This window comes from Synechococcus sp. HK01-R, assembly GCF_014217855.1.
Classification (GTDB): Bacteria; Cyanobacteriota; Cyanobacteriia; order PCC-6307; family Cyanobiaceae; genus Synechococcus_C.
Map to the genome: position 1 here is coordinate 1,856,997 of NZ_CP059059.1, position 23,808 is coordinate 1,880,804.

Annotated in this window: 23 protein-coding genes and 1 tRNA gene; 12 read left to right on the forward strand and 12 right to left on the reverse strand. The window is 58.6% G+C overall.

The features are described from left to right. Genes H0O21_RS09860 through H0O21_RS09870 form a run of 3 tightly spaced genes read left to right on the forward strand, consistent with a single transcriptional unit; the run spans position 1 to position 2,082 of the window. Positions 1–819 (forward strand): HAD-IA family hydrolase, encoded by an 819-nt coding sequence (locus H0O21_RS09860; protein ID WP_255440976.1) that lies wholly within the window; start codon positions 1–3, stop codon positions 817–819. Then, on the forward strand, positions 819–1,154 hold the full coding sequence (locus H0O21_RS09865) for a DUF565 domain-containing protein (protein ID WP_185189556.1): 336 nt from the start codon (positions 819–821) through the stop codon (positions 1,152–1,154). Before H0O21_RS09860 ends, H0O21_RS09865 begins: the two co-directional genes overlap by 1 nt. A 28-nt stretch (positions 1,155–1,182) precedes the next feature. Continuing rightward, complete coding sequence (locus H0O21_RS09870) at positions 1,183–2,082, forward strand: hypothetical protein (RefSeq protein ID WP_255440977.1); 900 nt, start codon at positions 1,183–1,185, stop codon at positions 2,080–2,082. 2 nt (positions 2,083–2,084) lie between these two features. On the opposite strand, the gene rpmF is transcribed toward H0O21_RS09870, so the two are convergent. Continuing rightward, positions 2,085–2,258 carry a 50S ribosomal protein L32 gene (gene rpmF / locus H0O21_RS09875; RefSeq protein ID WP_185189558.1) on the reverse strand — a complete coding sequence of 58 codons (174 nt, stop codon included), beginning with the start codon at positions 2,256–2,258 and terminating at the stop codon, positions 2,085–2,087. A gap of 86 nt (positions 2,259–2,344) precedes the next feature. Here rpmF and ftsH point away from each other — a divergent pair, with 86 nt between their 5' ends. Together ftsH and H0O21_RS09885 are read left to right on the forward strand one after the other, a co-directional pair. Continuing rightward, positions 2,345–4,150 (forward strand): ATP-dependent zinc metalloprotease FtsH, encoded by a 1,806-nt coding sequence (ftsH, locus tag H0O21_RS09880; RefSeq protein WP_185189559.1) that lies wholly within the window; start codon positions 2,345–2,347, stop codon positions 4,148–4,150. Between the two features lie 35 nt (positions 4,151–4,185). Then, on the forward strand, positions 4,186–7,029 hold the full coding sequence (locus H0O21_RS09885; RefSeq protein WP_185190977.1) for a UPF0182 family protein: 2,844 nt from the start codon (positions 4,186–4,188) through the stop codon (positions 7,027–7,029). Positions 7,030–7,055: 26 nt separating this feature from the next. On the opposite strand, the gene H0O21_RS09890 is transcribed toward H0O21_RS09885, so the two are convergent. Next, positions 7,056–7,658 carry a peroxiredoxin gene (locus H0O21_RS09890; protein ID WP_131457459.1) on the reverse strand — a complete coding sequence of 201 codons (603 nt, stop codon included), beginning with the start codon at positions 7,656–7,658 and terminating at the stop codon, positions 7,056–7,058. 150 nt (positions 7,659–7,808) lie between these two features. On the opposite strand from H0O21_RS09890, the gene H0O21_RS09895 reads away from it, so the two are divergent. Then, positions 7,809–8,102, forward strand: a complete 294-nt coding sequence (locus H0O21_RS09895; protein WP_185189560.1) for a hypothetical protein — start codon at positions 7,809–7,811, stop codon at positions 8,100–8,102. Between the two features lie 32 nt (positions 8,103–8,134). On the opposite strand, the gene H0O21_RS09900 is transcribed toward H0O21_RS09895, so the two are convergent. From H0O21_RS09900 to H0O21_RS09930, 7 genes are all read right to left on the reverse strand, one after another. Continuing rightward, positions 8,135–8,208, reverse strand: a tRNA-Met gene (locus H0O21_RS09900). Between the two features lie 36 nt (positions 8,209–8,244). Continuing rightward, complete coding sequence (locus tag H0O21_RS09905; RefSeq protein ID WP_185189561.1) at positions 8,245–9,249, reverse strand: peptidoglycan DD-metalloendopeptidase family protein; 1,005 nt, start codon at positions 9,247–9,249, stop codon at positions 8,245–8,247. A 108-nt stretch (positions 9,250–9,357) separates the two neighbouring features. Then, positions 9,358–9,843 carry a tRNA (cytidine(34)-2'-O)-methyltransferase gene (locus tag H0O21_RS09910; protein WP_185189562.1) on the reverse strand — a complete coding sequence of 162 codons (486 nt, stop codon included), beginning with the start codon at positions 9,841–9,843 and terminating at the stop codon, positions 9,358–9,360. Next, the gene (gene cobU, locus H0O21_RS09915) at positions 9,840–10,388 is read right to left on the reverse strand and encodes a bifunctional adenosylcobinamide kinase/adenosylcobinamide-phosphate guanylyltransferase (RefSeq protein ID WP_185189563.1); all 549 of its coding nucleotides are present in this window, start codon (positions 10,386–10,388) and stop codon (positions 9,840–9,842) included. The genes H0O21_RS09910 and cobU overlap by 4 nt, the downstream gene beginning before the upstream one ends. Then, positions 10,375–11,523, reverse strand: a complete 1,149-nt coding sequence (pxcA, locus tag H0O21_RS09920) for a proton extrusion protein PcxA (protein ID WP_185189564.1) — start codon at positions 11,521–11,523, stop codon at positions 10,375–10,377. Before pxcA ends, cobU begins: the two co-directional genes overlap by 14 nt. 12 nt (positions 11,524–11,535) lie before the next feature. Continuing rightward, positions 11,536–12,207 carry a photosystem II repair protein Psb32 gene (gene psb32, locus H0O21_RS09925; RefSeq protein WP_185189565.1) on the reverse strand — a complete coding sequence of 224 codons (672 nt, stop codon included), beginning with the start codon at positions 12,205–12,207 and terminating at the stop codon, positions 11,536–11,538. Between the two features lie 30 nt (positions 12,208–12,237). After that, positions 12,238–12,669, reverse strand: coding sequence for a tellurite resistance TerB family protein (locus H0O21_RS09930; RefSeq protein ID WP_255440978.1), 432 nt, complete (start codon positions 12,667–12,669; stop codon positions 12,238–12,240). A 44-nt stretch (positions 12,670–12,713) separates the two neighbouring features. On the opposite strand from H0O21_RS09930, the gene H0O21_RS09935 reads away from it, so the two are divergent. Next, the gene (locus H0O21_RS09935) at positions 12,714–13,376 is read left to right on the forward strand and encodes a cofactor assembly of complex C subunit B (RefSeq protein WP_185189566.1); all 663 of its coding nucleotides are present in this window, start codon (positions 12,714–12,716) and stop codon (positions 13,374–13,376) included. On the opposite strand, the gene lptC is transcribed toward H0O21_RS09935, so the two are convergent. Both lptC and H0O21_RS09945 read right to left on the reverse strand, forming a co-directional pair. Continuing rightward, positions 13,309–14,490: an LPS export ABC transporter periplasmic protein LptC gene (gene lptC, locus H0O21_RS09940; protein WP_185189567.1), complete on the reverse strand. Its 1,182-nt coding sequence runs from the start codon at positions 14,488–14,490 to the stop codon at positions 13,309–13,311. The two genes, H0O21_RS09935 and lptC, sit on opposite strands and share 68 nt — an antisense overlap. Then, on the reverse strand, positions 14,490–16,034 hold the full coding sequence (locus tag H0O21_RS09945; protein ID WP_185190979.1) for a methionine--tRNA ligase: 1,545 nt from the start codon (positions 16,032–16,034) through the stop codon (positions 14,490–14,492). The genes lptC and H0O21_RS09945 overlap by 1 nt, the downstream gene beginning before the upstream one ends. An 85-nt stretch (positions 16,035–16,119) precedes the next feature. On the opposite strand from H0O21_RS09945, the gene H0O21_RS09950 reads away from it, so the two are divergent. From H0O21_RS09950 to H0O21_RS09970, 5 genes are all read left to right on the forward strand, one after another. Then, the gene (locus tag H0O21_RS09950; RefSeq protein ID WP_185189568.1) at positions 16,120–16,767 is read left to right on the forward strand and encodes a Mo-dependent nitrogenase C-terminal domain-containing protein; all 648 of its coding nucleotides are present in this window, start codon (positions 16,120–16,122) and stop codon (positions 16,765–16,767) included. Beyond that, the gene (locus H0O21_RS09955) at positions 16,764–18,581 is read left to right on the forward strand and encodes an FAD-dependent oxidoreductase (protein ID WP_185189569.1); all 1,818 of its coding nucleotides are present in this window, start codon (positions 16,764–16,766) and stop codon (positions 18,579–18,581) included. The genes H0O21_RS09950 and H0O21_RS09955 overlap by 4 nt, the downstream gene beginning before the upstream one ends. A 41-nt stretch (positions 18,582–18,622) precedes the next feature. Then, positions 18,623–20,215 (forward strand): NCS2 family permease, encoded by a 1,593-nt coding sequence (locus tag H0O21_RS09960; RefSeq protein WP_185189570.1) that lies wholly within the window; start codon positions 18,623–18,625, stop codon positions 20,213–20,215. Beyond that, on the forward strand, positions 20,212–21,648 hold the full coding sequence (locus H0O21_RS09965; protein ID WP_185189571.1) for a cation:proton antiporter: 1,437 nt from the start codon (positions 20,212–20,214) through the stop codon (positions 21,646–21,648). The genes H0O21_RS09960 and H0O21_RS09965 overlap by 4 nt, the downstream gene beginning before the upstream one ends. Positions 21,649–22,458: 810 nt before the next feature. After that, positions 22,459–22,680 carry a transposase gene (locus H0O21_RS09970; RefSeq protein ID WP_255440979.1) on the forward strand — a complete coding sequence of 74 codons (222 nt, stop codon included), beginning with the start codon at positions 22,459–22,461 and terminating at the stop codon, positions 22,678–22,680. Between the two features lie 239 nt (positions 22,681–22,919). Here the strand turns inward: H0O21_RS09970 and H0O21_RS09975 are convergent, their stop codons facing one another. Further along, a complete protein-coding gene (locus H0O21_RS09975) occupies positions 22,920–23,714 on the reverse strand; it encodes an SDR family oxidoreductase (RefSeq protein WP_185189573.1) in 795 nt (264 codons plus the stop codon). Positions 23,715–23,808 lie beyond the last annotated feature (94 nt).

Below are 23,808 nucleotides of genomic sequence, written 5' to 3' on the forward strand. Positions count from 1 at the left end.
GTGCATTGTGCGCTGTGGTTCAAGCTGGTTTGCAGCGGTGGCTGTCTTGTTGTGTTGGCTCTGGAAGCCGTCTTCTGGGATGTGGATGGAACCCTGGCAGACACAGAGATGGATGGTCATCGGCCAGCCTTCAATGCAGCGTTTGCGGAAGAGGGACTGCCCTGGATCTGGGATGTGCCGCTCTACGAACAGCTGCTGCTCATCGCGGGTGGACGTCAGCGCATGGCGGCCTATGCCGATCAATTGGGGACTCCTCTGGCCAATGCCCAGCTCGATCGATTGCGGGCTCTGAAGCAAAAGCACTATCGGCAACGTTGTCAGGAGGGGGCGATCGCTCTCCGTCCTGGAGTTGAGCGCTTGATCGAAGCCTTTTCAGAGGCTGGATGTAGCCAGTGGATTGTTACCAGCAGCGGCCGATCGTCCGTTGAGTCCCTCCTGATTGGCCTTTTTGGAGCCAGCCGACATCCCTTCAATGGCTTGATCACCGCCGACGATGTGCGATCAGCGAAACCGGATCCAGAGCCTTATCTCAAGGCGCTGACGATCAGTGGCTGCAATCCCTCATCCGTGTTGGCGATCGAGGATTCGCAGGCCGGTCTCGAAGCGGCGACAGCGGCAGGTCTCCCTTGTCTTCTGACCCCTTCGCCCTGGGAGCATGAGCTGCTTGCTCGTCTTGACGGGGAGGTTCCTCCCGCCGCCGCAGCGCTGCTGCACCTTGGTGAAGCAGACCTTCCGGCCCGGCAATTGTCAGGTCCCCCTTGTCCTGGAGGGGTTGTCACGCTGGAGTACGTGAACGGTCTTGTGCAGAGCAGTCGTTGATGCTTCGGCAGCGCACCCGCTACGCCCAGCTTGAGGAACGTCTCGGATCCCAGCTCAGCATGAGTTTGGTGGGGCCCTGGAGACGACGAAGCCTTGGTTTGCTTTGCCTGTTAATCGGCTTTTTTTTAGGCAGCATCCTCACCACCTACTACCTCCAGATGATTGGTCAGCGGCCCTTGGTGGTGCTGGTGTTGGTTCTGGTGCTTGAGCTTCTGGTGCGCTTGCGCAGTCGTGTGCAGGCCAATCCCTGGCCATTGTCCTGGATCGCTCTCGACAACCTGCGTCTTGGCGTGGTTTATGCCGTGGTGCTGGAGGCTTACAAACTTGGTTCTTGAGCCCTCGCCTTGTTCAGATCCTCTCTCCGTGCCAGGCCTGGAGCCGGTGCTGAACAGCCTGGGGATCAGCGATAGCCGCGCTTGGCGCACGCGCTGGGCAGATGTCGGCGGCTCCTCTTTGGCCCTTGAGGCCTGGGGACACCCAGTGACGGATGCTTTTGTCTGGTCTGTGGGGTTTCCGTTACTGACAGCGCTTGAGGGGGCCGCGGACCATCCTCAGCGTCAGTTGTTCGGCCTGAGCGGTCTACCGGGCTGCGGAAAAAGCACATTGACCCGCTGGATTGCTGCTGCAGCGAAGGTGATCGATCTTCCAATTGCGGTGATCTCTCTGGATGATTTCTATTACCCAGGCGAGGAGCTTGATCGGGTCATGGCTGGCAATCCCTGGCGCGTGCCCCGTGCTTTACCGGGAAGCCATGATCTGTCTCTTCTTCAGCGGGCGATGGAGTCATGGCGAACGAGCGGTCTCCTGCGTGCGCCCTGCTTTGAAAAATCGTTGAGACATGGCAAGGGTGATCGCAGCGGCTGGAGCGAACAGCGCGGTCAGGTTTGCCTTCTGGAGGGATGGTTCGTCGGCGTTCGCCCCAGCAGCCAGCTGGGTGACGACCCCCTTCTGACTACCGCGGAACGGGACTACCAACCGCTTGTTCAGAAGCATCTGGGTCGCTATGTCCCTCTTTGGGAGTCACTCGATGGCCTTTGGCATCTACGGGCCTCAAACGTGGAGGCCACCCGCCACTGGAAACGTCAGCAGGAAGAGACCATGCACCGGCGCACCGGTGTCCAACTGCCCGCTCCTGCGCTCAACAGCTTTGTTCGCATGATCGAAACAGCAATGCCCCAGGCGTCGTACCAACACCTGGAGCATGCCAACGTTGTCGTGCACCTCAACGACACCCGTGAGGTACTCGAACTGACTCGTGCCTGAAATCAGGCTTCGCTATCGCTGTCGTCCACGGGATAGACAAATCCCTGTGCGCGGCCGCTGAGCACGGACTTGCCGATGGACAGGGCTCGCTGGGCCGCTGTGGCGGCTTTCGCTTTCCACACGGCATGACGCTGATTGCGCTTGCTCTTTGAGGTCTTTTTCTTGGGTACGGCCATCGCCGGCGATTTCTGCCAAACAGCGATCTTCCCCTGCCGAGAGTCCCTCCGTCAAATCGCTAGGCTTCCGCCAATGCAGCGTTGCCGTGAGTTCAGGTCAATCGGACCCCGCACAGCGTGTTGATCCACTGGCACGTTTCAAGCCGGAGCCCCCACCCTCCTACAGCGAGCTTCTCCAGCAGATCAAGGCTGGTGATGTTGAAGAGCTTCAGCTCGTGCCGGCCCGGCGCGAGGTCATCGTTCGCTACGACGACGGCCGTCAGGCCACGGTGGCGGTTTTTGCTAATGACCAACAGGTCTTGCGAACGGCCGAGTCGGCGGGAGTTCCCTTGACGGTTAAAGACATCCGCGGTGAGCAGGCCCTGGCAGGGCTGGCGGGCAACCTCGCCTTAATCGCTTTGGTGGTGATTGGCCTCTCCCTCTTGTTGCGTCGTTCCGCTCAGGTGGCGAACCGCGCCATGGGGTTTGGGAGGAGTCAGGCGCGAGTGCGCTCCCAGGATGACGTGGTGGTGCGTTTCGAGGACGTCGCTGGCATTCAGGAGGCGAAGGAGGAGCTGCAGGAGGTGGTCACCTTTTTGCGTCAGCCCGAGAGCTTCATTCGACTCGGAGCGAAAATTCCCCGTGGTGTGCTGCTTGTGGGCCCCCCCGGAACTGGAAAGACGCTGCTTGCCAAGGCAATCGCCGGTGAGGCCGGGGTTCCCTTCTTCTCGATGGCTGCGTCGGAATTCGTCGAATTGTTTGTCGGTGTCGGTGCCAGTCGTGTTCGCGATCTCTTCCGCAAGGCGAAGGAGAAAGCCCCCTGCATCGTGTTCATCGACGAGATTGATGCGGTGGGTCGTCAACGCGGAGCCGGAATCGGTGGCGGTAACGACGAGCGTGAGCAAACCCTCAACCAGCTGCTCACAGAAATGGATGGATTTGCCGACAACTCCGGCGTCATCCTTCTCGCCGCCACGAATCGTGCTGATGTCCTCGATTCAGCCCTGATGCGTCCAGGCCGGTTTGACCGACGCATTCATGTCGACCTTCCTGATCGCAGGGGCCGTGAAGCCATCCTTTCGGTTCATGCACGGACCCGCCCCTTGGCAGAGGATGTCAGCCTCCAGGATTGGGCCCGTCGCACCCCGGGATTCTCCGGAGCCGACCTGGCCAACCTGCTCAACGAAGCCGCCATTTTGACGGCTCGTCAGCAGCAAACCTCGATCGGGCATGCGCAGATCGAGGCTGCATTGGAGCGCATCACCATGGGGCTCACAGCGGCTCCGCTGCAGGACAGCGCCAAGAAGCGTTTGATTGCTTATCACGAGATTGGTCACGCCCTCGTGGCTGCCTTGACCCCCCATGCCGACAGGGTCGACAAGGTGACGTTGCTTCCTCGCAGCGGCGGTGTCGGTGGATTCACCCGCTTCTGGCCTGATGACGAACGTCTCGATTCCGGTCTCATCAGCAGGGCCTCTCTGGAAGCACGTCTTGTGGTGGCTCTCGGTGGTCGTGCCGCAGAGACCGTCGTGTTCGGTGCAGGCGAGGTGACCCAAGGGGCAAGTGGAGATTTGCAGATGGTCAGCCAGCTGGCTCGGGAAATGGTCACGCGGTTTGGTTTTTCGGAGCTAGGACCGGTGGCCTACGAGGGTGCCGGGAATGAGGTTTTCCTTGGCAGGGATCTGATCCATTCGCGTCCTGCCTATGGCGAACGCACGGGGCGCGAAATCGACCTTCAGGTGCGTCGCCTGTCGACGAACGCTTTGCGCCAGGCGGTGGCTTTGCTGGAAAGCCGCAGAGATGTGATGGATCGCCTGGTTGATGCTCTCATTGATGAGGAGACGCTTCACACCGATCGATTCCTTGCCTTGGCGGGGATCGACGATTCAGCCGTCGCCACTAGCGTGGTGTAGTTGATCAACCGGGCCCGGTGCCGACTGCCCGAGGGGTGAAAGTGTTCAATAGGGGCCAGGCATTTCGCCTTCTATTGCCTCTTCTTTTGGTCACTTGCCTGACCTGGTTTCTCTTGCGCGTCCAGGTGGAGTGGGCGTGGTTTTCCCAGTTTCAGTTCGAGCAGGTCCTCGCCCTGCGTTGGGGTCTGCAGGCTGCGGGATTCAGTCTGGCGGCCGTGGTTGCAGGGGCCACCGTCCTCTGGCGGCGCTGGTGGCTTAGGTCAGCAAACGTGCCGGGCCCACCCGTGTTGTGGTCCCTACGTGGTCGCGCTTTTGGGCTCGTACTCGTCGCAAGCCTCCTCCTGGTCGCGGCTGTACTCAGCGTGTTGTTCAGGCTGGCCTGGCTGGCCTGGATCGATCCTTTTTCCCTGAGCCAGTGGTGGAGTGTGTCTCCGTCGTCCGGCTGGTCCCTCAGCCTGCCCATCGGGGTGGCCGCTCTGACCTTGGTGCTCGGTGTGCTGCTGGGCAGTTGGGGGCTCCTGGCTCAGGTTGTCGGTGGTGCGATGGTCTGTTGGATCGCTGGAAGGGCCTGGGGACTTTGGGCTCTGGCGTGGACGATCCCAGACGTTGGCATTCGCGAACCTCTGCTCGGTTCTGACGTGAGCTTCGGTCTGGGGCGTTTTTCTGCATGGGCACTGGCGATTGAACTGCTGCTCTTTCAGCTCCTGCTCACCCTCGGCACCGCGGTCTGGGCACGTCTGACCCGTGCCCCAGGCCTCACTGATTGGTCCATCCCTGGCTTGACAGGTCTTGAAAGGCAGCGATTGCGTCCACTTCTGGCCATTCTCTGCCTATTGGTTGCCTCTCTGCTTTGGCTCTCAAGGCACCAATTGCTCTGGTCACAGGACGGAGTTGTTGCTGGTGCTGGGTGGCTTGATGTTCATGTTGTGCTGCCCCTGCGTCAGCTGGCAGCTCTCGCCTTTGCCCTGTTGGGCCTGTTGGTGATTCCTTATCCCGCGGGCGTTCGTCGGCGTCGCAGGCTTCGCCTGTTCATGGCAGCGATTGCTGCATCGGCCTTGCTTGCTGAGCTGTTCATTGCACCTGCCATCCAGTGGCTGGTGGTCAAACCACGGGAGCTGCGCCTGGAATCCCCTTACTTGGAGCGATCGATTGCGGCGACCCGTCGTGCTTTTCAGCTCGATGCAATCGTCAGCCGTGACATCAACCCTTCACCCCGTCTCCAGCCCGATGATCTGGTCGAAGGTGCCAGCACGCTCCGCAATATTCGCCTCTGGGACAGTCAGCCCTTGCTGGCCACCAATCGCCAGTTGCAACAACTACGCGTTTACTACCGCTTCTCCAATGCTGCGGTCGATCGCTACCAGTTGCACACCGACAAGGAGAAGCGACAGCAGGTGATCATCGCGGCACGGGAGCTTGACCAGGCGTCGCTGCCCGATCGTTCGCGCACCTGGTTAAATCGTCACTTTGTATTCACGCACGGCTTTGGCTTCACCCTCAGTCCAGTTAATACCAAGGCCCCAGATGGTCTTCCCGAATATTTCATCAGTGATCTCGGTGCTACGGCCCGTATTCGAGGTAATGCTGCTCTGAATATCACTGCTGAAGAGGTGGAAAAGCATGTGCCGATTGGCCGCGCTGCTCTCTACTTCGGCATGCTGCCCTCTCCCTATGCCGTTGCACCAACAAAGGTTGAAGAATTTGATTTTCCAGAAGGCGATCGCAATCTCTACAACCATTACTCAGGTTTAGCCGGTGTCCCCCTCTCCAACGGGTTTCAACGTTTAGCTGCTGCTGTTTACCTCCAGGAGCCAAGACTTCTCAACACGGGTTCTCTTGAACGTGATTCCAAGCTTCTGCTCCGTCGCGACGTCAAGGAACGAGTTCGCACTTTGGCTCCATTCCTGCATTTTTATGGTGATCCCTATCTCGTTTCGGTTCCAATTCCAGAAACTGCTGAGGGGTATGACGTGCAACAGCATCAATACTGGATTGTTGATGGCTTTACGACCTCTAATACCTATGCCTATGCCTCAGGTCTCCCTGATGGGCGATCACTTCGCTACGCAAGAAATTCCGTCAAAGCAGTCGTTGATGCCTACAACGGCACGGTTCATTTGTATGTGAGCGAACCGGACGATCCGATCATTCTTGGTTGGCAGCGCTTGTTTCCACAACTTTTCAGCCCTCTCGCTGAGATGCCAAAGGTGCTCCGTCAACACCTCATGGTTTCACCCAGTATGTTTGCATTGCAGGTGCAGCAGCTTCTCCGATATCACGTTACCGACCCTCGCATTTTTTATAGCGGTGATGATGTTTGGCAGGTTCCACTTGAGCTCTACGGGAAAGATCAGATCCCTGTTGCTCCTTATCACATCACTGCCCAATTGCGGACCAATCAGTCGTCGGAGTTTCTTCTCCTTCAACCCCTGACACCCTTAGCCCGGCCCAACCTATCGGCCTGGTTGGCCGCCCGGAATGATGATGATCACTATGGAGAACTGGTTCTTCTGCGTTTCCCCACCGATATTCCGATCTTTGGTCCAGAGCAGATTCAAGCCTTGATTAATCAGAATCCCACAATCAGTCAACAGTTTGGTCTTTGGGATCGAGCTGGATCTGAGGTTGTGCAGGGGAATCTACTTGTTGTTCCTTTGGGCAATGCTCTGCTGTATGTCGAGCCAGTGTATTTACGAGCCAGGAGGGGTGGTTTGCCCACGCTTACGCGTGTGGTAGTGAGTGATGGAAGTCGTGTTGCGATGGCTCCAAATTTGCTGGCGGGCGTTCAGGCTTTGCTTCAAGGAGAGTTTGATGGGACTTTTGTTGATGATCTTTCTGGCCAAGAAAAAGCCGCCCTTGAGGGCGGCTCGAATCGTTGAACGAAGCTCTCTGTCAGTTGAGATGCTCAGTTCACGGCTGCGAAGAACTCCTTGGAACCCACGGGATCGGGCTTCATGGTCTTTTCGCCAGGAGTCCAGTTGGCGGGGCACACCTCGTCGGGGTGGGACTGCACGTACTGGAAGGCCTGAAGAACACGCAGGGTTTCATCAACATTGCGACCCACGGGCAGGTTGTTGATGGTGGCGTGCATGATCACGCCTTCGGGATCGATGATGAACAGGCCGCGCAGAGCAACACCGGCTTCTTCGTCGAGAACGTTGTAAGCCGTGGAGATCTCCTTCTTGAGATCGGCAACGAGGGGATAGGCGATGTCGCCAAGGCCGCCCTGGTTGCGTGGGGTTTGAATCCAAGCGAGGTGGCTGAACTGGCTGTCAACGGAGACGCCCAGCACTTCAGTGTTCTTACTGGAGAAATCGGCGTAGCGATCGCTGAAGGCAGTGATTTCAGTCGGGCAGACGAAGGTGAAGTCCAGGGGATAGAAGAACAGCACCACATACTTGCCGCGGTACTGGGAGAGGCTGATCTCCTTGAACTCCTGGTCCACTACAGCGGTGGCTGTGAAATCAGGGGCCTGTTGGCCCACGCGCAGGCAACCGTTAGCGGTCATGATGAAGGGGCGAGGGTTGAGCAGCGGAAGCGTGGCGGCTAAAGTAAAGTCGAAACGACTTCCAGTTGCGCTCGACAATTTATCACGACAGGCCTTCCACTTGTCGTGATCTGGTGTACGTCGATGGTTTGGCAGGTCTACAGTCAAGCAATGATCAAACGCTCCATGGCCTGGGATCAGGCACTTCTTCGCAAATTCAGCAGCACCGGCCATTTTCGACTGCTCAACCAGGTGCGTAGTGAGCTGAAGGCTCAGCCGCTCAATCGCGACCCCGAGACCAGGGAGCTCACGCTTCAGGCCCGTCCGTTGAGGGGGCAGCCTGTTCGTGCTCAACGTCGCCCCAATGCCCTGGAGTCGTCGGATTCAGAGCCCCTATTGCCCTCGCGCCAGGCCGAAGCCCCAAGTTCATTTCGAGAGCGTCTCAACGCCATCGACATGCGTTGAGACTGCAAACGGAGCCGGAATTGTCACACGAATGGCTCGGGGGAGACTTGAACTCCCGACCTTGGGGTTATGAATCCCACGCTCTAACCAGCTGAGCTACCGAGCCGTGTCAGCCGATACTTTAAACGATCACTGGTTGCGCTCAGGCGCGACGAGACGGTAGGAACGCCATGGGATCTGAGGCCGCTCCCCCGGGTTGGCGAATCTCAAAATGCAGGTGAGGGCCGGTGCTCCGCCCAGTGCTTCCCATCAGCGAGATGGTGGCGCCCTGAGGAATGACTTGCCCCTTGCGCACGATTAAACGGCTGTTGTGGGCGTAGCGCGTGGATGTGCCATCTCCATGGGAGAGCTCAACGAGGTAGCCGTAGCCACTGCTCCATCCTGAAAACACCACAACACCGTCTTTGGCAGCCTGAATCGGAGTGCCTACATTGTTAGCGATATCGATTCCCTTGTGCATGCGGCCCCAGCGCCATCCATAACCGGATGTGAAGACTCCCTTGGTGGGCCAAATGAAAGACTGCTTGCCCATGGGCTTGCGGCCACCATCCGGAAATCCAGGAAGTTCCGGCCAGCTCGCGCCACCAGAGGCACTGGGACGGATGGCTAACAGCTCGCGAGGTGAAGCTTCTGCCACGCGAATCTGTGATCCGACGACAAGACGCGCAAGGTCGAGACCAGGATTGAGTTTGCGTAGTTCGGTGGTCGTCAGCCCATGCTTTCGAGCGATCGAGGCAAACGATTCGCCGTCCCGCACTTTGATCTCAGTCAAAGGGGCAGGCGGAGCGGTGAGTGGAGCCGTACGTCGTACGGAAAAGCGATCGAGGGCTGTGCTGGTGTGGAGCTGAGCTTCTACACGCTTGGGGAGCATCAGCCACTGCCCAAGAGCGAATGAGCTTCCGATCCCTTTTTCATTCAGCTCTGCAAGGGTTTGCGCAGGCAGCCCGACTTCAGCGGCAAGAGCCTCGAGGCTGATCTCTGATTTGGTCTGAATCCAAAAATGGCTTTGAACTGGTGGCAGAGCTGCAATCAGCTGTTGGTCCGAACTGGCGCGATCACTGTCAGCGAAGCCAGGCTGATGACCCAGAACTACAAGGCCGATCACCGGAAGCACTGAAGCTGTGGTGAGAACCAGCAGGGGCTTCATACAGAACGGAAGCAAGGACACCCCCGGAGAAGCCGCCACGACCCGGAGTCGGGCTGAAGGTAACGGCTAGAACAGTTCCCGGCAAGGGCGCGTGGATCAGCCTGTGAATCACCACAGCCCCAGCTGAAGTCCAGCGTGAAAGCTCACAAGTGCTGCAGCGACTGAAAGGTTGAGGCTTCTCACCTGTTCACCGCCCGGCATTGGAATTGTGCAGATTTCATGACATTGATCTCGGATTGCCCCGGGCAGCCCGGAATCCTCGCGACCGAACAGCAGGATGTCTCCCCTCTGGAAGTGCATCTCAGGCAAGGTCCTGCCGCCGTGGCGACTGCAACCAATCAAGCGGTGTCCATCCTTGGGTAGCGACCTCAGGAATGCAGCGAGATTCGGATAGGTGCTGAGCTGCACGTGGGGCCAGTAATCAAGCCCTGCACGCTTGAGGTATCGATCCTCCAGGCTGAAGCCGAGCGGTTCGATCAAGGCGAGCGGGAGCTGAAAGGCCGCACAGGTGCGGGCGATATTGCCGGTATTCGGTGGAATCTGGGGTTCAAATAGGGCCACTTGCAATGGGTGCTTAGGTTCGGCGCCGTTCATGGCACCTTCACCCCAAAGCGGTGGAGATCCAAGGCACGCCCTTGCACCACGAGCCAGCTTTGCCTGGATCGACGCTCCAGCTCCTGGGCAAGCCAGCCAAGACGATCCCGGAACAAGCCTCCTACCGCAGTGGCAGGAACCACTCCCCAACCGGTCTCCTCAATGACGATCACCACGGGGCGACTGCGTTGCTGCAGGCTGTTGCACAGCGACTCACAAAGGGCGGTCCATTCGTGATCGGTTGACTCAAGGTTTGAGGCGACAAATCCACCCAGGGAGTCGATGAGGAGTGATTGTTCTGGCTCGATCTGATTGAGGGCTGATGCAAGATCAGCGCCGCACTCGACCAGCCTCCAGTGCTCTGGTCTTCGTTGCCGGTGAATGTCGATCCGTTGTTGCCAGGAGTGATCGTTGGGTCTGCTTTCGGATGTGGCGAGATAGGTCACCGATGGTTCCTGACTGATCAGGTGTTCCGCCCAGCGACTTTTCCCGCCCCGAGATGGCCCGCTGACCAGCACAAGCTGATTGGGTTCAGCCACCACCATTCATCCCCCGCAGGGTCGCCACAGAGGAGGGACTGACGCGATTGAGGTAGCGGAAGATCCAATATTTAAAGATGGTTGCAAGGATCACGGGGAAGGTGGCGATAAAGAGGAGAATGAAATTATCTCGTGCTGGGAATCCGAAATGATTGGCAATTCCGTCGAGTAGCACTGTCCATCCTTCGGGGCTGTGAAATCCGACAAAAATATCTGTGAACAGGATGATTGCAAACGCTTTGGCTGAGTCGCTGAGGCCATAGACGGCTTCATCAAAAAAGCCTCGCAGAACTCTGAGCTCTTCCCTGCTCACGACGCAAACGACGACGAATGCGATCAGAGCAGCTAGATCAGATAGAACATTCTTAACGGCATGGGTGCTCTCGGAATCGGCTTCCTCCTTTAGTTCCTCGGCTTTTACCGCAAGCGCCTGTTGCAATTCTTCCTGGCTTGGAATAGCTTTACCTCGTAACAGTGCGTCAAACTCAATCTCTGCCTTGTAAACTCTCAGTTTCTCAACAGCTTGCTCCTCAAGTTGGGGTTTTGGATAGCTGAGAAAAGGCAGGTCTGGGGCATAACGGTCCACCATCGGGCTAATGATGTAGGTCCGACTGACCTGTTGAATCAGTAAAGGCACCAAGATCAGTAACAACAGCACCTTGAGGGAGATCAGCGTCGAATCCCTCCTTCGGCGGAATCCGGCCACCAGCGTGGCTTCAGCGGTAGGATCCAGTTGACGCCTTACGGTGTCAACCACACCGAGCAAAGACCTCGGCAGCGGATCGGGAGCCCGACTCATCGTTGGAGCTGAAGCCGTGCGCCTGGGGGTGTACCGATTCACAACACTTTCAATTAGCTGAAGCTGGCGCAGTTCTTGCATGTCCAGCTGGCCTCTCTGTGATTCGAGGCTGTCGAGCGTAGTGCGACAGACATTCAGAGCTGACTTGAACTTTCGCAGGATGGTGGCCTGCACCGAGCGTGGTACGGAGAGCTCAAGCTCAGTCCGTATGGGGCGATCTCCGTAGTACTCCAGTTCAAGGCTCTGGATCAGCAGGGCTGCCTCGTAGCCCCTGTCCAGATCACTATTGAGGTCGCGGGCATTGGCCTGACCGAAGGTGCTGATCCAGTTGCGCATCGCCATGGTTTGCGTTGTTCAGCGGGAGAAAACCCACCAGGTAGCCATTGGCACGATGGTTCCCACCACCAGCAAGACAATCACCCAAGTGAAAGCATTGCTTTCTTCGGTTTCTTCCTTCGTCGGAATGTTGGTCGGCAGAGTTGTCCGTTCGACTTCAACCGGTGGGCCTGGGTCTTCCCCACCGTTGAGGACCACGTCAAGGCGTTCGATTCCATCCAGACTGGCTTGCCGATAGCGGTCACCATCCCGCAGCGGCTGACTCATGGTGGTGCGTCCGGTGCTACGCAGCAGCTCCACAGGAAGCCTGCTGGAGAGTGCAGAGTCCGCCACCACAGCGGCCTGTTTGTTCTGGGCTTCGATCAACATCAGCAGAAGAGGGGCTTCACCTGCTGTGCCACTCCAGCGTTCGAGAAGCTGCTCACCGAAGGAGTTCAGGGTGAGACCGTAGTCAAGGCGACGCACAGTGATCAGACGGGCATCGAGACGCTGTTGATCGAGCTCTTGGAGCCTGGAATTCAGCTCAGTTCGGCTCGATCGGCTCAACACCTCGGCTCCGTCAAGGACCGGATCTGAGGGGCGGACCGATGGGAAATCAACGGGTGCAACAGCCAGGGCCGTCGGGACGAGCAGCCACAAGGACAGGGCGGTAGCCGAAAGAACGGCTAGGAGCTTTGAAATCCTCAGCATGCGTTGGTGCCAGATGGAGGCAGTCTGCCGTTAGGAGAGCAGGCTGTCGCGATTCAGGGCCATGATCGCCTCAACGATGCCTCTGGCGCGCGAATCGGGTAAGTCCACTTTGCGGGTCAGGGTCTCGAGAAAGGCTGTTTCTGCTGAATCGACAGAGCGGTCGGCATGGACCAATTGCGTGGCCAGGGCCAGGGCGGTTTCCTGTTGCTCCAGATTCAATTGGGGCAACGCCTGATCGACAAGCTGTTCGAGGCCTTGCTCGCGCAACACAGCCAAAAGTCCGTCAAAGAGGGCAGCCATCTCGGATTCGCTGGCGTTTTTGTACGGCGTTCGATGTTCAAGATGGCGACGCAGGGCGTGGGCCTCGTCTCTTCCCAGCACACCGTCACAAGCCACAGCTCCAAGAGCGACGGCAGCAAACGCTTCGGCCTCGGTCATTCCCGCTGGTGTGATCTGCCCCATTTGAGCAAGAGTGCAGCGATCTGACAGCAGCCACGACATCACCCATGCCACCAGCCGCCCGAATCAGCCTTTCTGCCGGACTGTTGGTGCTTCTGATGGCTGCTGTGAATGCAACGACTGCTCCGTCCATTCAGCCGAGCCTTGAGCGGGCTGAAGTGCTGGCGGGTTTGGCAGGTGTCGGTCTCATGCTTGTGGCCGTCCTCTGGACCAGAGCAGTGCCTAAAGCTCCTGAGGCAGTCGCTCTTGAAGGGGATCAGTCCTTTTGGCTTGTGGATGGGCTGCCGGATCCCGTTCGCCTGGAGTTGGCCTGGGGGAGCCAACTGCTCCTCACTGCCACATCAGCAGCCACGATGCTTGTCTACTGGGATGGGAAGGTGCTGATGAGACGTGGATTGATCTGCAGCAGCCCGTTTAAGCCAGGCGCGATCTGTGAGCGCTCCACGGAGCAGGGCCAGTTGATTTCTCTGGTGAAAACTGCCTTATATCCAGGGCGCACGGAATTCGATTCTGTGCTTCCCGATCTACCGGCTGTGATGGTTCAGCCTCTTGAAGCCAGAGGCTGGGTGGTGCTTGGAGGCTGGTCAGAGCGCTGCTTCAGCCGTTCCGATGAGCGTTGGTTCAGTGGATGGTGTGAGCGGCTCAGAATGACACTGGTGCAGGCTGACGAGTCTTCTTTGTTGACCGAGACCGACCCTCATCCAGGCTGAGTTCTGAACGGACTTTGTCTCCCGGTGCAGAGAAGATAACGGTGCCTTTTCGACCCACTTTGCCTCTGAGCACCTGGCTGCGGGTGACTTGATTGTTGCTCTTTCTGCGGAGCACAACGTTCCCCTTGGCCAGAACAGCATCGTTGCTCCAATTCCATTCACAGTGATCAGCTTCGAGTTGTTCGCCGGGTTGCTGAAGTCTGCAGTCCTGACTGACCTTCAACGTGCTTTTTTTCAGGTCGACAAGGAAACCACGGCCTTCGATATTGGATCGGTCGAGGCGACCATCGAAGCGGCGTTCGCTGCTCAGGGTCTCTTTCTTGAAGTTCCATCGGGTTGTGAGGGCGTTCAGAAGGCCTTTGCGTTGAGGAAACTGCACCCGCACTGGTTCAATCAGATCAATCACTCCCTCTTGAGTATTGCCCGACAATCGGCTGGCTTGAAGTTGTTGAAGAGTGTCTTGCTTCTCGCGTCGCTGGCCAAGCACAGGACCCTGGGCTTGCAGTGCACCATCACCGAGATTCCAGATCGCTTTTTGGGTGCGGAGCACGCTGTTGGGATTGACGCCTGGCTTCCTCGCTTGCCCCCACTGCTCGAGCTGCACGACACCCATGAGGGTGAGATCTTGGCTGTCTTGTTGGAGCTGAGCACTGCTGGCACGGAGTCGATTGCTCTGGTCATCGGCCTGGGGGCGTTGGTCGATCACCAGCAGAGAGCGCCCGGGGGTCCAGCGGAGGCGATCTCCACGGATCAACACCTTTTGGCCCGTGAGTTGTTGAAGCTGCACATCCCCTTCCAGCAGAACCTCTTGGCCATCGTTGAGGACAACTGCGGTCTGCGCTTTGATCGTGAAGGTCGGTTTGTTCTTGTTGTAAAGCAAGCCTGAGGGATTTCGGGCTCGCACAAGTCGGCGACCGAATTCGTAGCGAGCTTCCGGACTGTTTAGGTCCCAGTCCCTTGAACCATCTGCTTTTTTCTGCCGCAGTTCCAGCGAACGGAATACAAACGGAGGCGCGGCAGGAGCTGCGCTGTCATCGGCGGATTCACAGCCGCACAGCACCACAGAGATCAGAACGATCCCTCCAGCCAGCCGAAGACCCGGTGTTGGTCTCATCAGAGTGGTCCGTCGAGTTCGAGTCGGGCCATGACCGGTTGCGGTTGAGGGAGAGCGGATCCGCAGCGCAGCTTGCCCCAGATCAGCTCGCTCTTCCAGCGTGTTGGAGGGGCATCGAAGCCCAGTTGGGCAAGAATCCTGGCGCTGAGGTCTGGAACGAGGGGTGAGAGGAGGAGGCCGACGAGCCGACTGCACTCGAGAACGGCATACAGATCGGCCCCCACGATGGTTTCCTGCCCTGGTTGTTTCATTCGACTCCAAGGAGCCTGTTCATTCAGGAAGCCATTCGCGCTGATGGCCAATCCGAGAATGGCTTCGCACGCTTCCTGAAAGCGAAGCTCAGGCATGGATTGATGCACGGTCTGAATCACCGTCTCCGCTTGGGCTTTGAGGGGATGGTCCGCGAGGGCCTCCGGCTCGATCGGCGGTACGGCATCGCTGAACCACTTACGGGCCATTGATGCGGTGCGATTCAGCAGATTACCGATCGTGTTAGCGAGATCGTTATTCACCAAGTCACTGAATCGCTGTTGCTGGAAATCTCCGTCTTCACCGAATTGAATGTCACGAAGTAGGTACCAACGCACGGCATCATGACCGCAGCGTTCCAGCAGCACATCGGGATCCAGCACGTTCCCCAGTGACTTGCCCATTTTCTGGCCTTCTCGCGTCAGAAAACCGTGGCCGAACACGCGTTTGGGAACCGGCAGGCCCGCCGACATCAGCATGGCCGGCCAATACACGGCGTGAAAGCGAAGAATGTCCTTGCCAATCACTTGAACGTCTGCAGGCCAACCCACGCTCTCCAGGCGTTCCAGGTCAATGGCACCACCATCGTCGAGCAAGGCGGTGAGGTAACCAAGCAGAGCGTCAAACCACACGTAGAACGTATGGCCCTCATGCCCGGGGACCGGTAGTCCCCAGGAGACATTGACTCTGGAGATTGAAAAGTCGCGAAGGCCTCCCGCCACGAAATTCTGAATTTCTTTGCGGCGGCTGGCTGGGGCGATGAACTCCGGCTGCTGAATCAGCTGTTCGATCCTCTCCTGGAAATTGGAGAGGCAGAAAAAAAGATTTTCTTCATCGCGCCATTCCAGTGGCTTCTGATGGGTTGGACAGCAGGGGTCCTTGGCGTTGGCAGGATCGTCCTTGAATTCTTCGCAACCCACGCAATACCAACCGGTCTGGCGGCCGCTACGGATATCCCCGGCCGCCTCACAGCGAGCGAAAAACGCTTGCACCAGGGGGCGATGACGGTCTGCCGTCGTGCGCACAAAGCGATCGTTACTGATCCCCCACTGCCGCCAGGCCTCCTGGTAGCGGGCCGTGATTCGATCACAGTGGTCCTGGGGGGCGATTCCCTGTTCGCTCGCCGTTCGCTGAATCTTTTGGCCATGCTCGTCAACGCCAGTGATGAAGACCACCTCTTGACCTTCCAGGCGCTGATAACGGGCTAGAGCATCACAGGCAATCGTCGTGTAAGTGCTGCCGAGATGGGGCTTGTCGTTGACGTAATAAAGCGGAGTTGTGAGGCTGTAGGTCATCGCTTCGGCGGTCACTCCTGGCCTCAGGCTTGACGCTGGATCCTAACGACCGCTCCTCGCCGCATCTTTTGCGAAGGTTCTCCCCATGGCCTCTCCTGAGCAGCTTGATCCCTCACTCCAGGTCTGGCTCGCGGCCCTGCACCAACTGGCTCTGGCCGATGGTGATTTTGACGCCGTAGAACGGCGCATGCTCGCCGAGCACCTCTCGGAAACCCTGCCGGAATCGGAACTCGACTGGGAGGCGATGGGGCCGGTGCACGATGCTGATTTGGCGCGGCTTCTCGCGGCAGATCCCACCGTCGCGGAACAGTTCCTGCGCACCGCCGTGGTGGTAGCCCTTGCCGATGGCCATCTCAGCCGCGCAGAACTCGATCTGCTGCAGCACTGGGCCGAGTTGCTCGGCTGTGATCAGGCGCCGCTGGCGGGCCTGCAACCCTGCATCGACCATCTCAGCGATGACGACTGGCATCCTTTGGAACCGCTCAAGCACTGGCTTGATGAACTCGATCCTTCCGATCCGCGGGTGGCCGGATTCATCGTCAATCTGATCCCCTCTCAGTGCCCGTTTGAACGCGACATCGTCCTATTCGGCCACAAGCTGGTGCACATCCCGCCGATGTGCAAACTGAATCCTCTTTACGACCAACTCGTGGGACTTCGCTTCCGCTGCCTCGGCCATCTTTCGCAAGAACAGCAGTTGCGCATCTGCCGCAAGGATTCCGCCCAGGCATGAGCGCCTCCCTCGATACGGTCGAAGTGCTCGTGTGGGGGGGCGGCACCGGTGGTGCGGCCGCTGCCATCCAGTCCGCTCGTGGCGGTGCCTCCACGCTTCTACTGACCCCAGGCAGTTGGCTCGGGGGAATGGTCAGTGCTGCTGGGGTGTGCTGCCCCGATGGCAATGAGCTCACCCCCTGGCAGACAGGACTATGGGGTGCCTTTCTGCGGGAGTTGGAGCGTCGTGAACCGGACGGGCTTGATCACAACTGGGTGAGCTGTTTTGGCTACCGCCCGACCACGGCGGAGCAGATCCTCCAGGACTGGGTGGCCGCTGAGCCCAAGCTTCTCTGGTGGCCCCGTTGCCGCTTGCTGGAGGTCGAACGCCAGCACTCCTTGATCACGGCGGTGCGCGTTGACGTCGACGGAGAGCAACGCCGGGTGGGCTGTCAGGTGGTGATCGATGGCAGCGATCGGGGGGATCTGCTCCCCTTGGCGGAGGCGCCTTTCCGCTTTGGCTGGGAGGTGCAGGAGCAATGGGGTGAGCCGAGTGCCCCAAGCCGCCAACGGCTAGCAACGGAGCCTTTTTTCCAAGAGCAACCGGTGCAATCCCCCACCTGGGTGGTGATGGGCCAGTTGCAGAACGCGCACCTGCAGGCGGATCCCGCCCGCGGCATCGATCCTGACGGATGCCCCAAGCTGCCGGCAACGTTCGAACGCGCCTGTGAGGCCTTTGGCCTGGAGCGCACCCTCACCTATGGGCGCCTGCCTGGTGGCTTGGTCATGCTCAACTGGCCCCTGCATGGCAATGATTGGCACTGGGGGCTGGATCGGGCCTTTGGCGGAGATCCACAACAGGAGGCGGAGCTCTATGCCGAAATGCAGGCCTACAGCCTGCGTTTTGCCGAGGCCCTGATCGAGGCAAGTGGAGGGTGGCTGCAACTCGGCGATGCGTTTCCTGCCGAATCAGGCAGCCCGGCCCCTTGGCTGGCGGCCATGCCCTACTGGCGGGAGGGGCGGCGCATGGTGGGACGCGCCACGGTGATCGAGCAGGATCTGTTGCCCCTTGGCGAGGGGGCTTCGTGCGCTGCCATGCCGATGGATGCAGCCGGTGCGCTGCAATCGATCGCTGTGGGCAATTACGCCAATGACCATCACTATCCCGGGCCGGATTGGCCCTTGGCAGCCAAAAGCTGCCGTTGGGGTGGGCGCTGGACGGGAACACCGTTCTGCATTCCCTACGGTGCGCTGGTCAGTGCCGAGATCGACAATCTGCTGGCGGCTGACAAGGCCATCAGCACCAGCCACATGGCCAATGGCGCCACTCGCCTGCAGCCCCTTGTTCTCAATGTGGGCCAGGCGGCAGGCGCTGCTGCGGCCCTGGCGGTGCAGCTGAACTGCAGGCCCGCGAATCTGTCACCCCTTCACGTTCAACAACGGCTGATTGGGGATCCGCAGGCGCCATCAGCTGCGTTGCCTCTTTGGGACACGCCATGGCATCACCCGCTATGGCGTGATCGTCAGCGTTCAGCGCTGGCCGATCCCACAAGCTTGATGCACCAGGCACCGACTCCGCCCAGCGGGTTTGTCTCTGACGCCGACTCAGGTGGTGTCCCAACCGCACGGCAGGTCTCGCACTGGCCAGGGCACTTGGTGCCTGATGGCTCAGGGGGGTTCACCCTCCACCAGGGCCAAGGGATCTCCTGGCCGCTGATCACCTTGGAACCTTCGATCCATCACTGGCTGGCGCAGCTTGAGAGGCCGATCGACATCAACCTTGTTGGGGTTGTGAATCGATGGGGCCCTTGGCTTCGCGTGATTGCTGTGGCGTGAATGGAACAATGCTGAGTGCCCATGCGTTCCGGCGCAACTGAATGCCCACTGCACTGACGCGCTTTCTGGGTCCCTGGAGACCCGGTGATCTGGATGGCTTCCTGGCTCTGGGCCTGAACAATCTGATTCAGATTCTGCTGATCATCAGCCTCTGCCGTGGCATCCTCGGTTACCCCGATGCCCTGCTGTTCGGGCAGATCCTGCCAGCGGTTGGCGTCAGCCTGTTGGTCGGCAATCTGGCTTACACCCACCTGGCCAGACGCCTCGCTGCTCGTGAACAGCGCAGTGACTGCACAGCACTCCCCTATGGGATCAACACGGTCAGCTTGTTCGCCTACATCTTCCTGGTGATGCTGCCCGTGAAGCTGGCGGCTCTGAACAGTGGCCTGCCGGAGGCAGCCGCTATCACACGCTCCTGGCATGCTGGCATGGTGGCCTGCCTGGGCTCAGGCCTGATCGAAACGGCGGGTGCTTTTTGCGCCGATCGCTTGAGACGCTGGTTGCCTCGTGCCGCATTGCTCTCCACGCTCGCCGGCATCGCTCTCGGTTACATCGCCCTTGGTTTTCTGTTGCGCACTTATGCCAATCCACTGGTTGGATTGGCGAGTCTGGCTGTCATTTTGCTTGGTTACTACGCCAGGGTTCGGTGGCCTTTACCCACGGGGTTGATGGCCGTGTTGCTGGGCATGGTGCTCGCCTGGAGTAGCGGTCTGATTCATCCCTCGGCAAGTGGTTGGCAGGCAAGCCTCAGCACAGTCACGCTTCAAACCCCAACACTGCAACTCACCACCCTCTGGCAGGCACGCGCCGACTTGGTTCCCTGGCTTGGGGTGATCGTGCCGATGGGTCTGTTCAATGTGATCGGGTCCCTACAGAATCTCGATAGCGCCGATGCCGCAGGAGACCGCTACGGCACCCGCTCCTGCCTCCTGATTGATGGCATCGGCACGTTGGCAGCCGCGGCCTTGGGATCCTGCTTTCCGACAACGATCTACATCGGTCATTCAGGCTTCAAAGACCTCGGGGCCCGTTCGGGTTATTCGTGGCTCAATGGTGTGGTGATGGGAGCAGCCTGCTTCCTTGGACTGTTCGGCCTGATCGCACTGCTAGTTCCCATTGATGCCGGCATGGCGATCGTGCTCTACATCGGGATCGCGATGACGTCACAGGCGTTTCAGGCCACACCCTCCAGGCATGCGCCGGCCGTGGTGTTGGGGATCCTGCCTGGCCTGGCGGGATGGGGAGCGCAATTGCTGAAAGCTGGCCTGCGAACAGGAGCATTGGGGAGCGAGGCCAGACCCTTCAACGAGGCGATGATCACCCAGTTGGCATCAGGTGATGTCTGGGCTGCGGGTGCCTTTGCGCTTGAGCAAGGACAGATCATCACAGCGATGCTGTTAGCGGCCCTGTTGGTCTTCGCCATTGAAAAGCGGTTTCTTGCTGCGGCGGTCTGTAGCGGCTCAGCAGCTGTTCTGGCCTGGTTCGGGGTGCTGCATGCCTGGACGTTCTCAACAGCAGACACGGTTTTAAATCTTGGCTGGGGTACTGGCCAGCCATGGGCGATTGCCTATGGCGTTATCACTGTGTTGATTCTGATTGCCCGGGTGCTTCCGCAAGATTCTCAAATCGATTGATCAGCCTGGACTTGGAGGGGTTCTTCTGCTTCACCGACCCTGGTGCTGCAGCGACAAGGCCAAAGGCTGAGATGATGACGGCAAGGTTGGCTCAGACCTTGGTGCTTGGCTCTTTACTGATTACCTTCAACATTCCCAGCCCTCATCTGGAGGGCACGCTGTTACCGCGAGGTTTCTTCCTCGGCGTTGGCTTGATCTATCTGGCAGCCCTTGCCGTCGACCGACTGGCGGCGAGCTGGCGAATTCCAGGGGCTGCCGCTGTCTTGCTCCTGGGCCTCCTCATTCCCACGGCATGGTTGAACCAGTCCCAGCTCCTTGATGCCATTCACGAGGAAACCGTGCATCGGGTCAGCCTGGCGCTGCTGATGTTCTACGCCGGTCTTAGGACCGATTTCAGGCGTATTCGCGGTATGGCCATGGCTGGTCTGCGGCTTGGCTCTACAGGCGTTGTGATCACAGTTGCGACTACGGCTTCGGCACTGCTTTTACTCTCGCCTTGGCTCTTCCATCACATACCACCGGCCGCCGCGTTGCTGGCTGTCTGCTGCCTGGGAGCCACGGACAGTGGGGCCATCGAAGATCTGCTGCAAGCCGTTGGTCATCCGATCCGTGCGCGCTTGAGGCATCTCTTGCAGTTTGAGGCGGCGGTGAGTTCGCTGGTCACATTGCTGGGGTTTGGGATGTTAGCTGGTGTTCTACAGGCCAACCACCATGGTGATCATCAAGCACTGCATGGTCTGTTTGCGATGCGGCTGACTGAACAGCTCGCGGCTGTAGGTCTTCACCTGCTGGCAGGTGTCATGGCCGGCCTGGTCGTGGGTGGCGTGGCACCGCGCTTGATTGATGCCCTGGTGCGTTCTGAGCCGATGTTGTTGTTGGTCACAGTGGCGCTGGCGTTCGTGGCATACGGGTTCGGCCAGATCCTTGGTGGTGGAGGGCTGCTGGCCGTTTTCGTGGCGGGCGTGTTGCTATCGAATGGTCGTTACCGAATCGGTCGCTTTGAGCAGCAGGCCCTGTGCCGGGTCATGCATCCGCTCAACACGGCCGCTGAAATCACGGTGTTGCTGCTGCTTGGTTTGCTGGTGAAGCCCGTGGCATTGCTGTCAGTACTGGCTCTAGGTCTTGCACTCGCGGTGGTGGTTCCCGTGGCTCGGCTGCTGATGGTCATCGTGCTGTTGCCTGCAAAGCGGTTCCCCTGGCACAATCGCCTCGTGGTTGCCGGATTTGGATTGCGGGGGGCAGTGCCCTTGGCGTTGGCGGTGTCGATGACGGAAGAGCTACCGCATCTCAGTGGCGTTGCAGCACCCTTGGCCGAACCCTTGGGAGAGCAACTCTTGGCTCTGCTTTTTATTATCGTATTGGCTGATTTGTTGCTCCAGCCTCTGTTGGTTCGACATTCAAAACTGGTCAACCCAAATAATGTCAAACCCTAAATGTCAATCAACTGGCCCCTAATGATCGCCGACTACGAGTTCAGAAGGTGCTGACGGAGTGGAAGTTTCCTATTTCCAGGATAAAATCGTTATAATCAGAACTGATAGCATTGTTATGGGCTATTGGTTAGATCCTTAATGCTGATGGTGGTGACATCAGAGCTGATCTGGGAGTTGAGATTGAACATCTCACGGCACCGTTGGGATTGGCTGCCGAAAGAGGAATAGAGTGTGTTGGGATTACCGTCCACAGCCATCATGAGTCCGTATTGATCGTTCAAATTGAGGCTGATATCAGTGAATGTGGCCGACTCTGCATACCCAGGCAATTGCTCACTGGTGAGCAAGAGATCGTCTGCTTGAGCACGCACGTGAGTTGCTTGGAGGTAGCCAGCATCACTGGGAGCCTGCCCATCAATGAGGCCAGTGAGATCGTCAACGCGATAGAAACCGAGGTCGTTGTTGTAGGCGCTTAGGCGATGGACGGTGCGAGCTGTTCGATCGCGCGGAGCTCAGTGGCTTGCTGGTGCAAGTGGATGCGCTGCATAAGAACCGTCCTTTTTCCTCGAGCTCGAGCAGCGTGTCGGTAACTTCCTGTTTGCCGTTAAACAAAGCCGCCTCAGGTTTTTCGGATCATCCGGGATCGGCTGACCGACGGCGGCAAGGCGCTGTTCGAGTGCTGCCACCGCGAGCGCATGCGTGGCCGTGATCTGCGCTGGACCCCGCGGGGATTGCCCGCACCGGAGTGGATCATCAACAACTGGCCCGGCAGCGCCACGATCCTGGCGATGCGCTGCAAAGGCAAGCGGGATGGCAAGCAGATCGACGAGACCCTTACTACGTCACCGTCTCAGGACCACAGCCACAGCCTTGCTGCAACATGTGAGAGACCGCTGGTCGATCGAGAACAGCTGGCACTGGCTGCGAGATGTGCCGCTGCGGGAACACGCCCACCGCTACCGCGGGAACAACGGCGTCCAGATCCTGGACATGCTGCGCCGCCTGGCCGTCAATGTCCTGCGCTGGAAGTGATCTGGTCGATCAGCGAGAGGATCGTCGCCCTCGCTCACGACATCAAAGGCCTGCTCAGATTGCTGGGATGGAGGCCAGCAGTTGAGGGGCCATCAGGATGACGTCTAATAGGACCCGACCAGCTCCCAGCGGAACTGTTTAACCCAATCTGCTTGACGATCTGCGTTCACGATTCGCTGTCATAGTCTGGGGTTAATGAGCTTCTCAAGAAGCACCGCTGGATCAATTCACTGCTTGATTCATGGCTCTGTGTAGTCAAACGCACTACCTTCAGTGAGCCAGCGGGGCTGATCCGCTCGGTCATAAATGAACCAGGGCTCAGGTCGGTTGAACTCCTCTGGCGTGGTCTGGGTGAGCACCCAATTACAGAACTGAGCCGCTATAGCAGCAGGTATCAGATTGGCGCGGTTGCCACGGAAGAACGAAGCGAGTGGGAATTCATCAGGATCTGGGTTGCGTAGGTCGGCTTGCATACCAGTATCCACCTCCCCGGGAATCAACTCTGCAACGGTGATTTTCGGATTCAGATCATGCCGCAGACTTTCAGTAACGGCATGCAAAGCGTGCTTGCTCATGCAGTAAGCACCAAGGCCTGGAAAGATCGCCTGCGCTGACCGAGTCGATAAGTTGAGGATTCTGCCGCCTGTTGGCATGAATGGCGCGACTGCAGCAGCTAGTCGAACCGGCGCCACAGCCATCAGACACAATGCTCGCAGCAGATCAGATGTGCTCTGGTGAATCAGAGCTCCTAACGGCTTCACATCTCCAGCCGCATTCACCAGCCCCGCCACAGGTCTGCCGTCGATCACAGTCTTCAACATGTCGACAGCGGTACTGAGCCCGTCCGCGTCGCTGAGATCTGCGCTCAGTGCAGTGAGGTTCTCGGCAGGCTTGCAAGCTTGTCGTGACAGTGCCACCACCTCGATCCCAGAGGCCAGTAACACGTGCACCAATTCACGCCCGATTCCTCGGCTGGCGCCGCTCACCACAACCAAGCCATTCTGTAGTTGATTGCGCTGATTCAGAAACGGCACTACTGACTTATGCACTATGTTACGACAACCGTTTCCTTGTGGCTTGGAGAAACGTTATCCTTATTCATAACTGAGCAGCAAATTCTAATCCTAA

What these genes read in the sequence shown, in the direction of transcription:
- H0O21_RS09970 (WP_255440979.1), top strand. Translation starts at nt 22,459, where the DNA reads ATGGCAAGCAGATCGACGAGACCCTTACTACGTCACCGTCTCAGGACC.
- rpmF (WP_185189558.1), bottom strand. Translation starts at nt 2,258, where the DNA reads ATGGCCGTACCCAAGAAAAAGACCTCAAAGAGCAAGCGCAATCAGCGT.
- H0O21_RS09890 (WP_131457459.1), bottom strand. Translation starts at nt 7,658, where the DNA reads ATGACCGCTAACGGTTGCCTGCGCGTGGGCCAACAGGCCCCTGATTTC.
- H0O21_RS09960 (WP_185189570.1), top strand. Translation starts at nt 18,623, where the DNA reads ATGCCCACTGCACTGACGCGCTTTCTGGGTCCCTGGAGACCCGGTGAT.
- H0O21_RS09865 (WP_185189556.1), top strand. Translation starts at nt 819, where the DNA reads ATGCTTCGGCAGCGCACCCGCTACGCCCAGCTTGAGGAACGTCTCGGA.
- cobU (WP_185189563.1), bottom strand. Translation starts at nt 10,388, where the DNA reads ATGGTGGTGGCTGAACCCAATCAGCTTGTGCTGGTCAGCGGGCCATCT.
- H0O21_RS09895 (WP_185189560.1), top strand. Translation starts at nt 7,809, where the DNA reads ATGATCAAACGCTCCATGGCCTGGGATCAGGCACTTCTTCGCAAATTC.
- psb32 (WP_185189565.1), bottom strand. Translation starts at nt 12,207, where the DNA reads ATGCTGAGGATTTCAAAGCTCCTAGCCGTTCTTTCGGCTACCGCCCTG.
- H0O21_RS09905 (WP_185189561.1), bottom strand. Translation starts at nt 9,249, where the DNA reads ATGAAGCCCCTGCTGGTTCTCACCACAGCTTCAGTGCTTCCGGTGATC.
- H0O21_RS09945 (WP_185190979.1), bottom strand. Translation starts at nt 16,034, where the DNA reads ATGACCTACAGCCTCACAACTCCGCTTTATTACGTCAACGACAAGCCC.
- H0O21_RS09910 (WP_185189562.1), bottom strand. Translation starts at nt 9,843, where the DNA reads ATGAACGGCGCCGAACCTAAGCACCCATTGCAAGTGGCCCTATTTGAA.
- H0O21_RS09930 (WP_255440978.1), bottom strand. Translation starts at nt 12,669, where the DNA reads ATGGGGCAGATCACACCAGCGGGAATGACCGAGGCCGAAGCGTTTGCT.
- H0O21_RS09950 (WP_185189568.1), top strand. Translation starts at nt 16,120, where the DNA reads ATGGCCTCTCCTGAGCAGCTTGATCCCTCACTCCAGGTCTGGCTCGCG.
- H0O21_RS09955 (WP_185189569.1), top strand. Translation starts at nt 16,764, where the DNA reads ATGAGCGCCTCCCTCGATACGGTCGAAGTGCTCGTGTGGGGGGGCGGC.
- pxcA (WP_185189564.1), bottom strand. Translation starts at nt 11,523, where the DNA reads ATGGCGATGCGCAACTGGATCAGCACCTTCGGTCAGGCCAATGCCCGC.
- lptC (WP_185189567.1), bottom strand. Translation starts at nt 14,490, where the DNA reads ATGAGACCAACACCGGGTCTTCGGCTGGCTGGAGGGATCGTTCTGATC.
- H0O21_RS09935 (WP_185189566.1), top strand. Translation starts at nt 12,714, where the DNA reads ATGCCACCAGCCGCCCGAATCAGCCTTTCTGCCGGACTGTTGGTGCTT.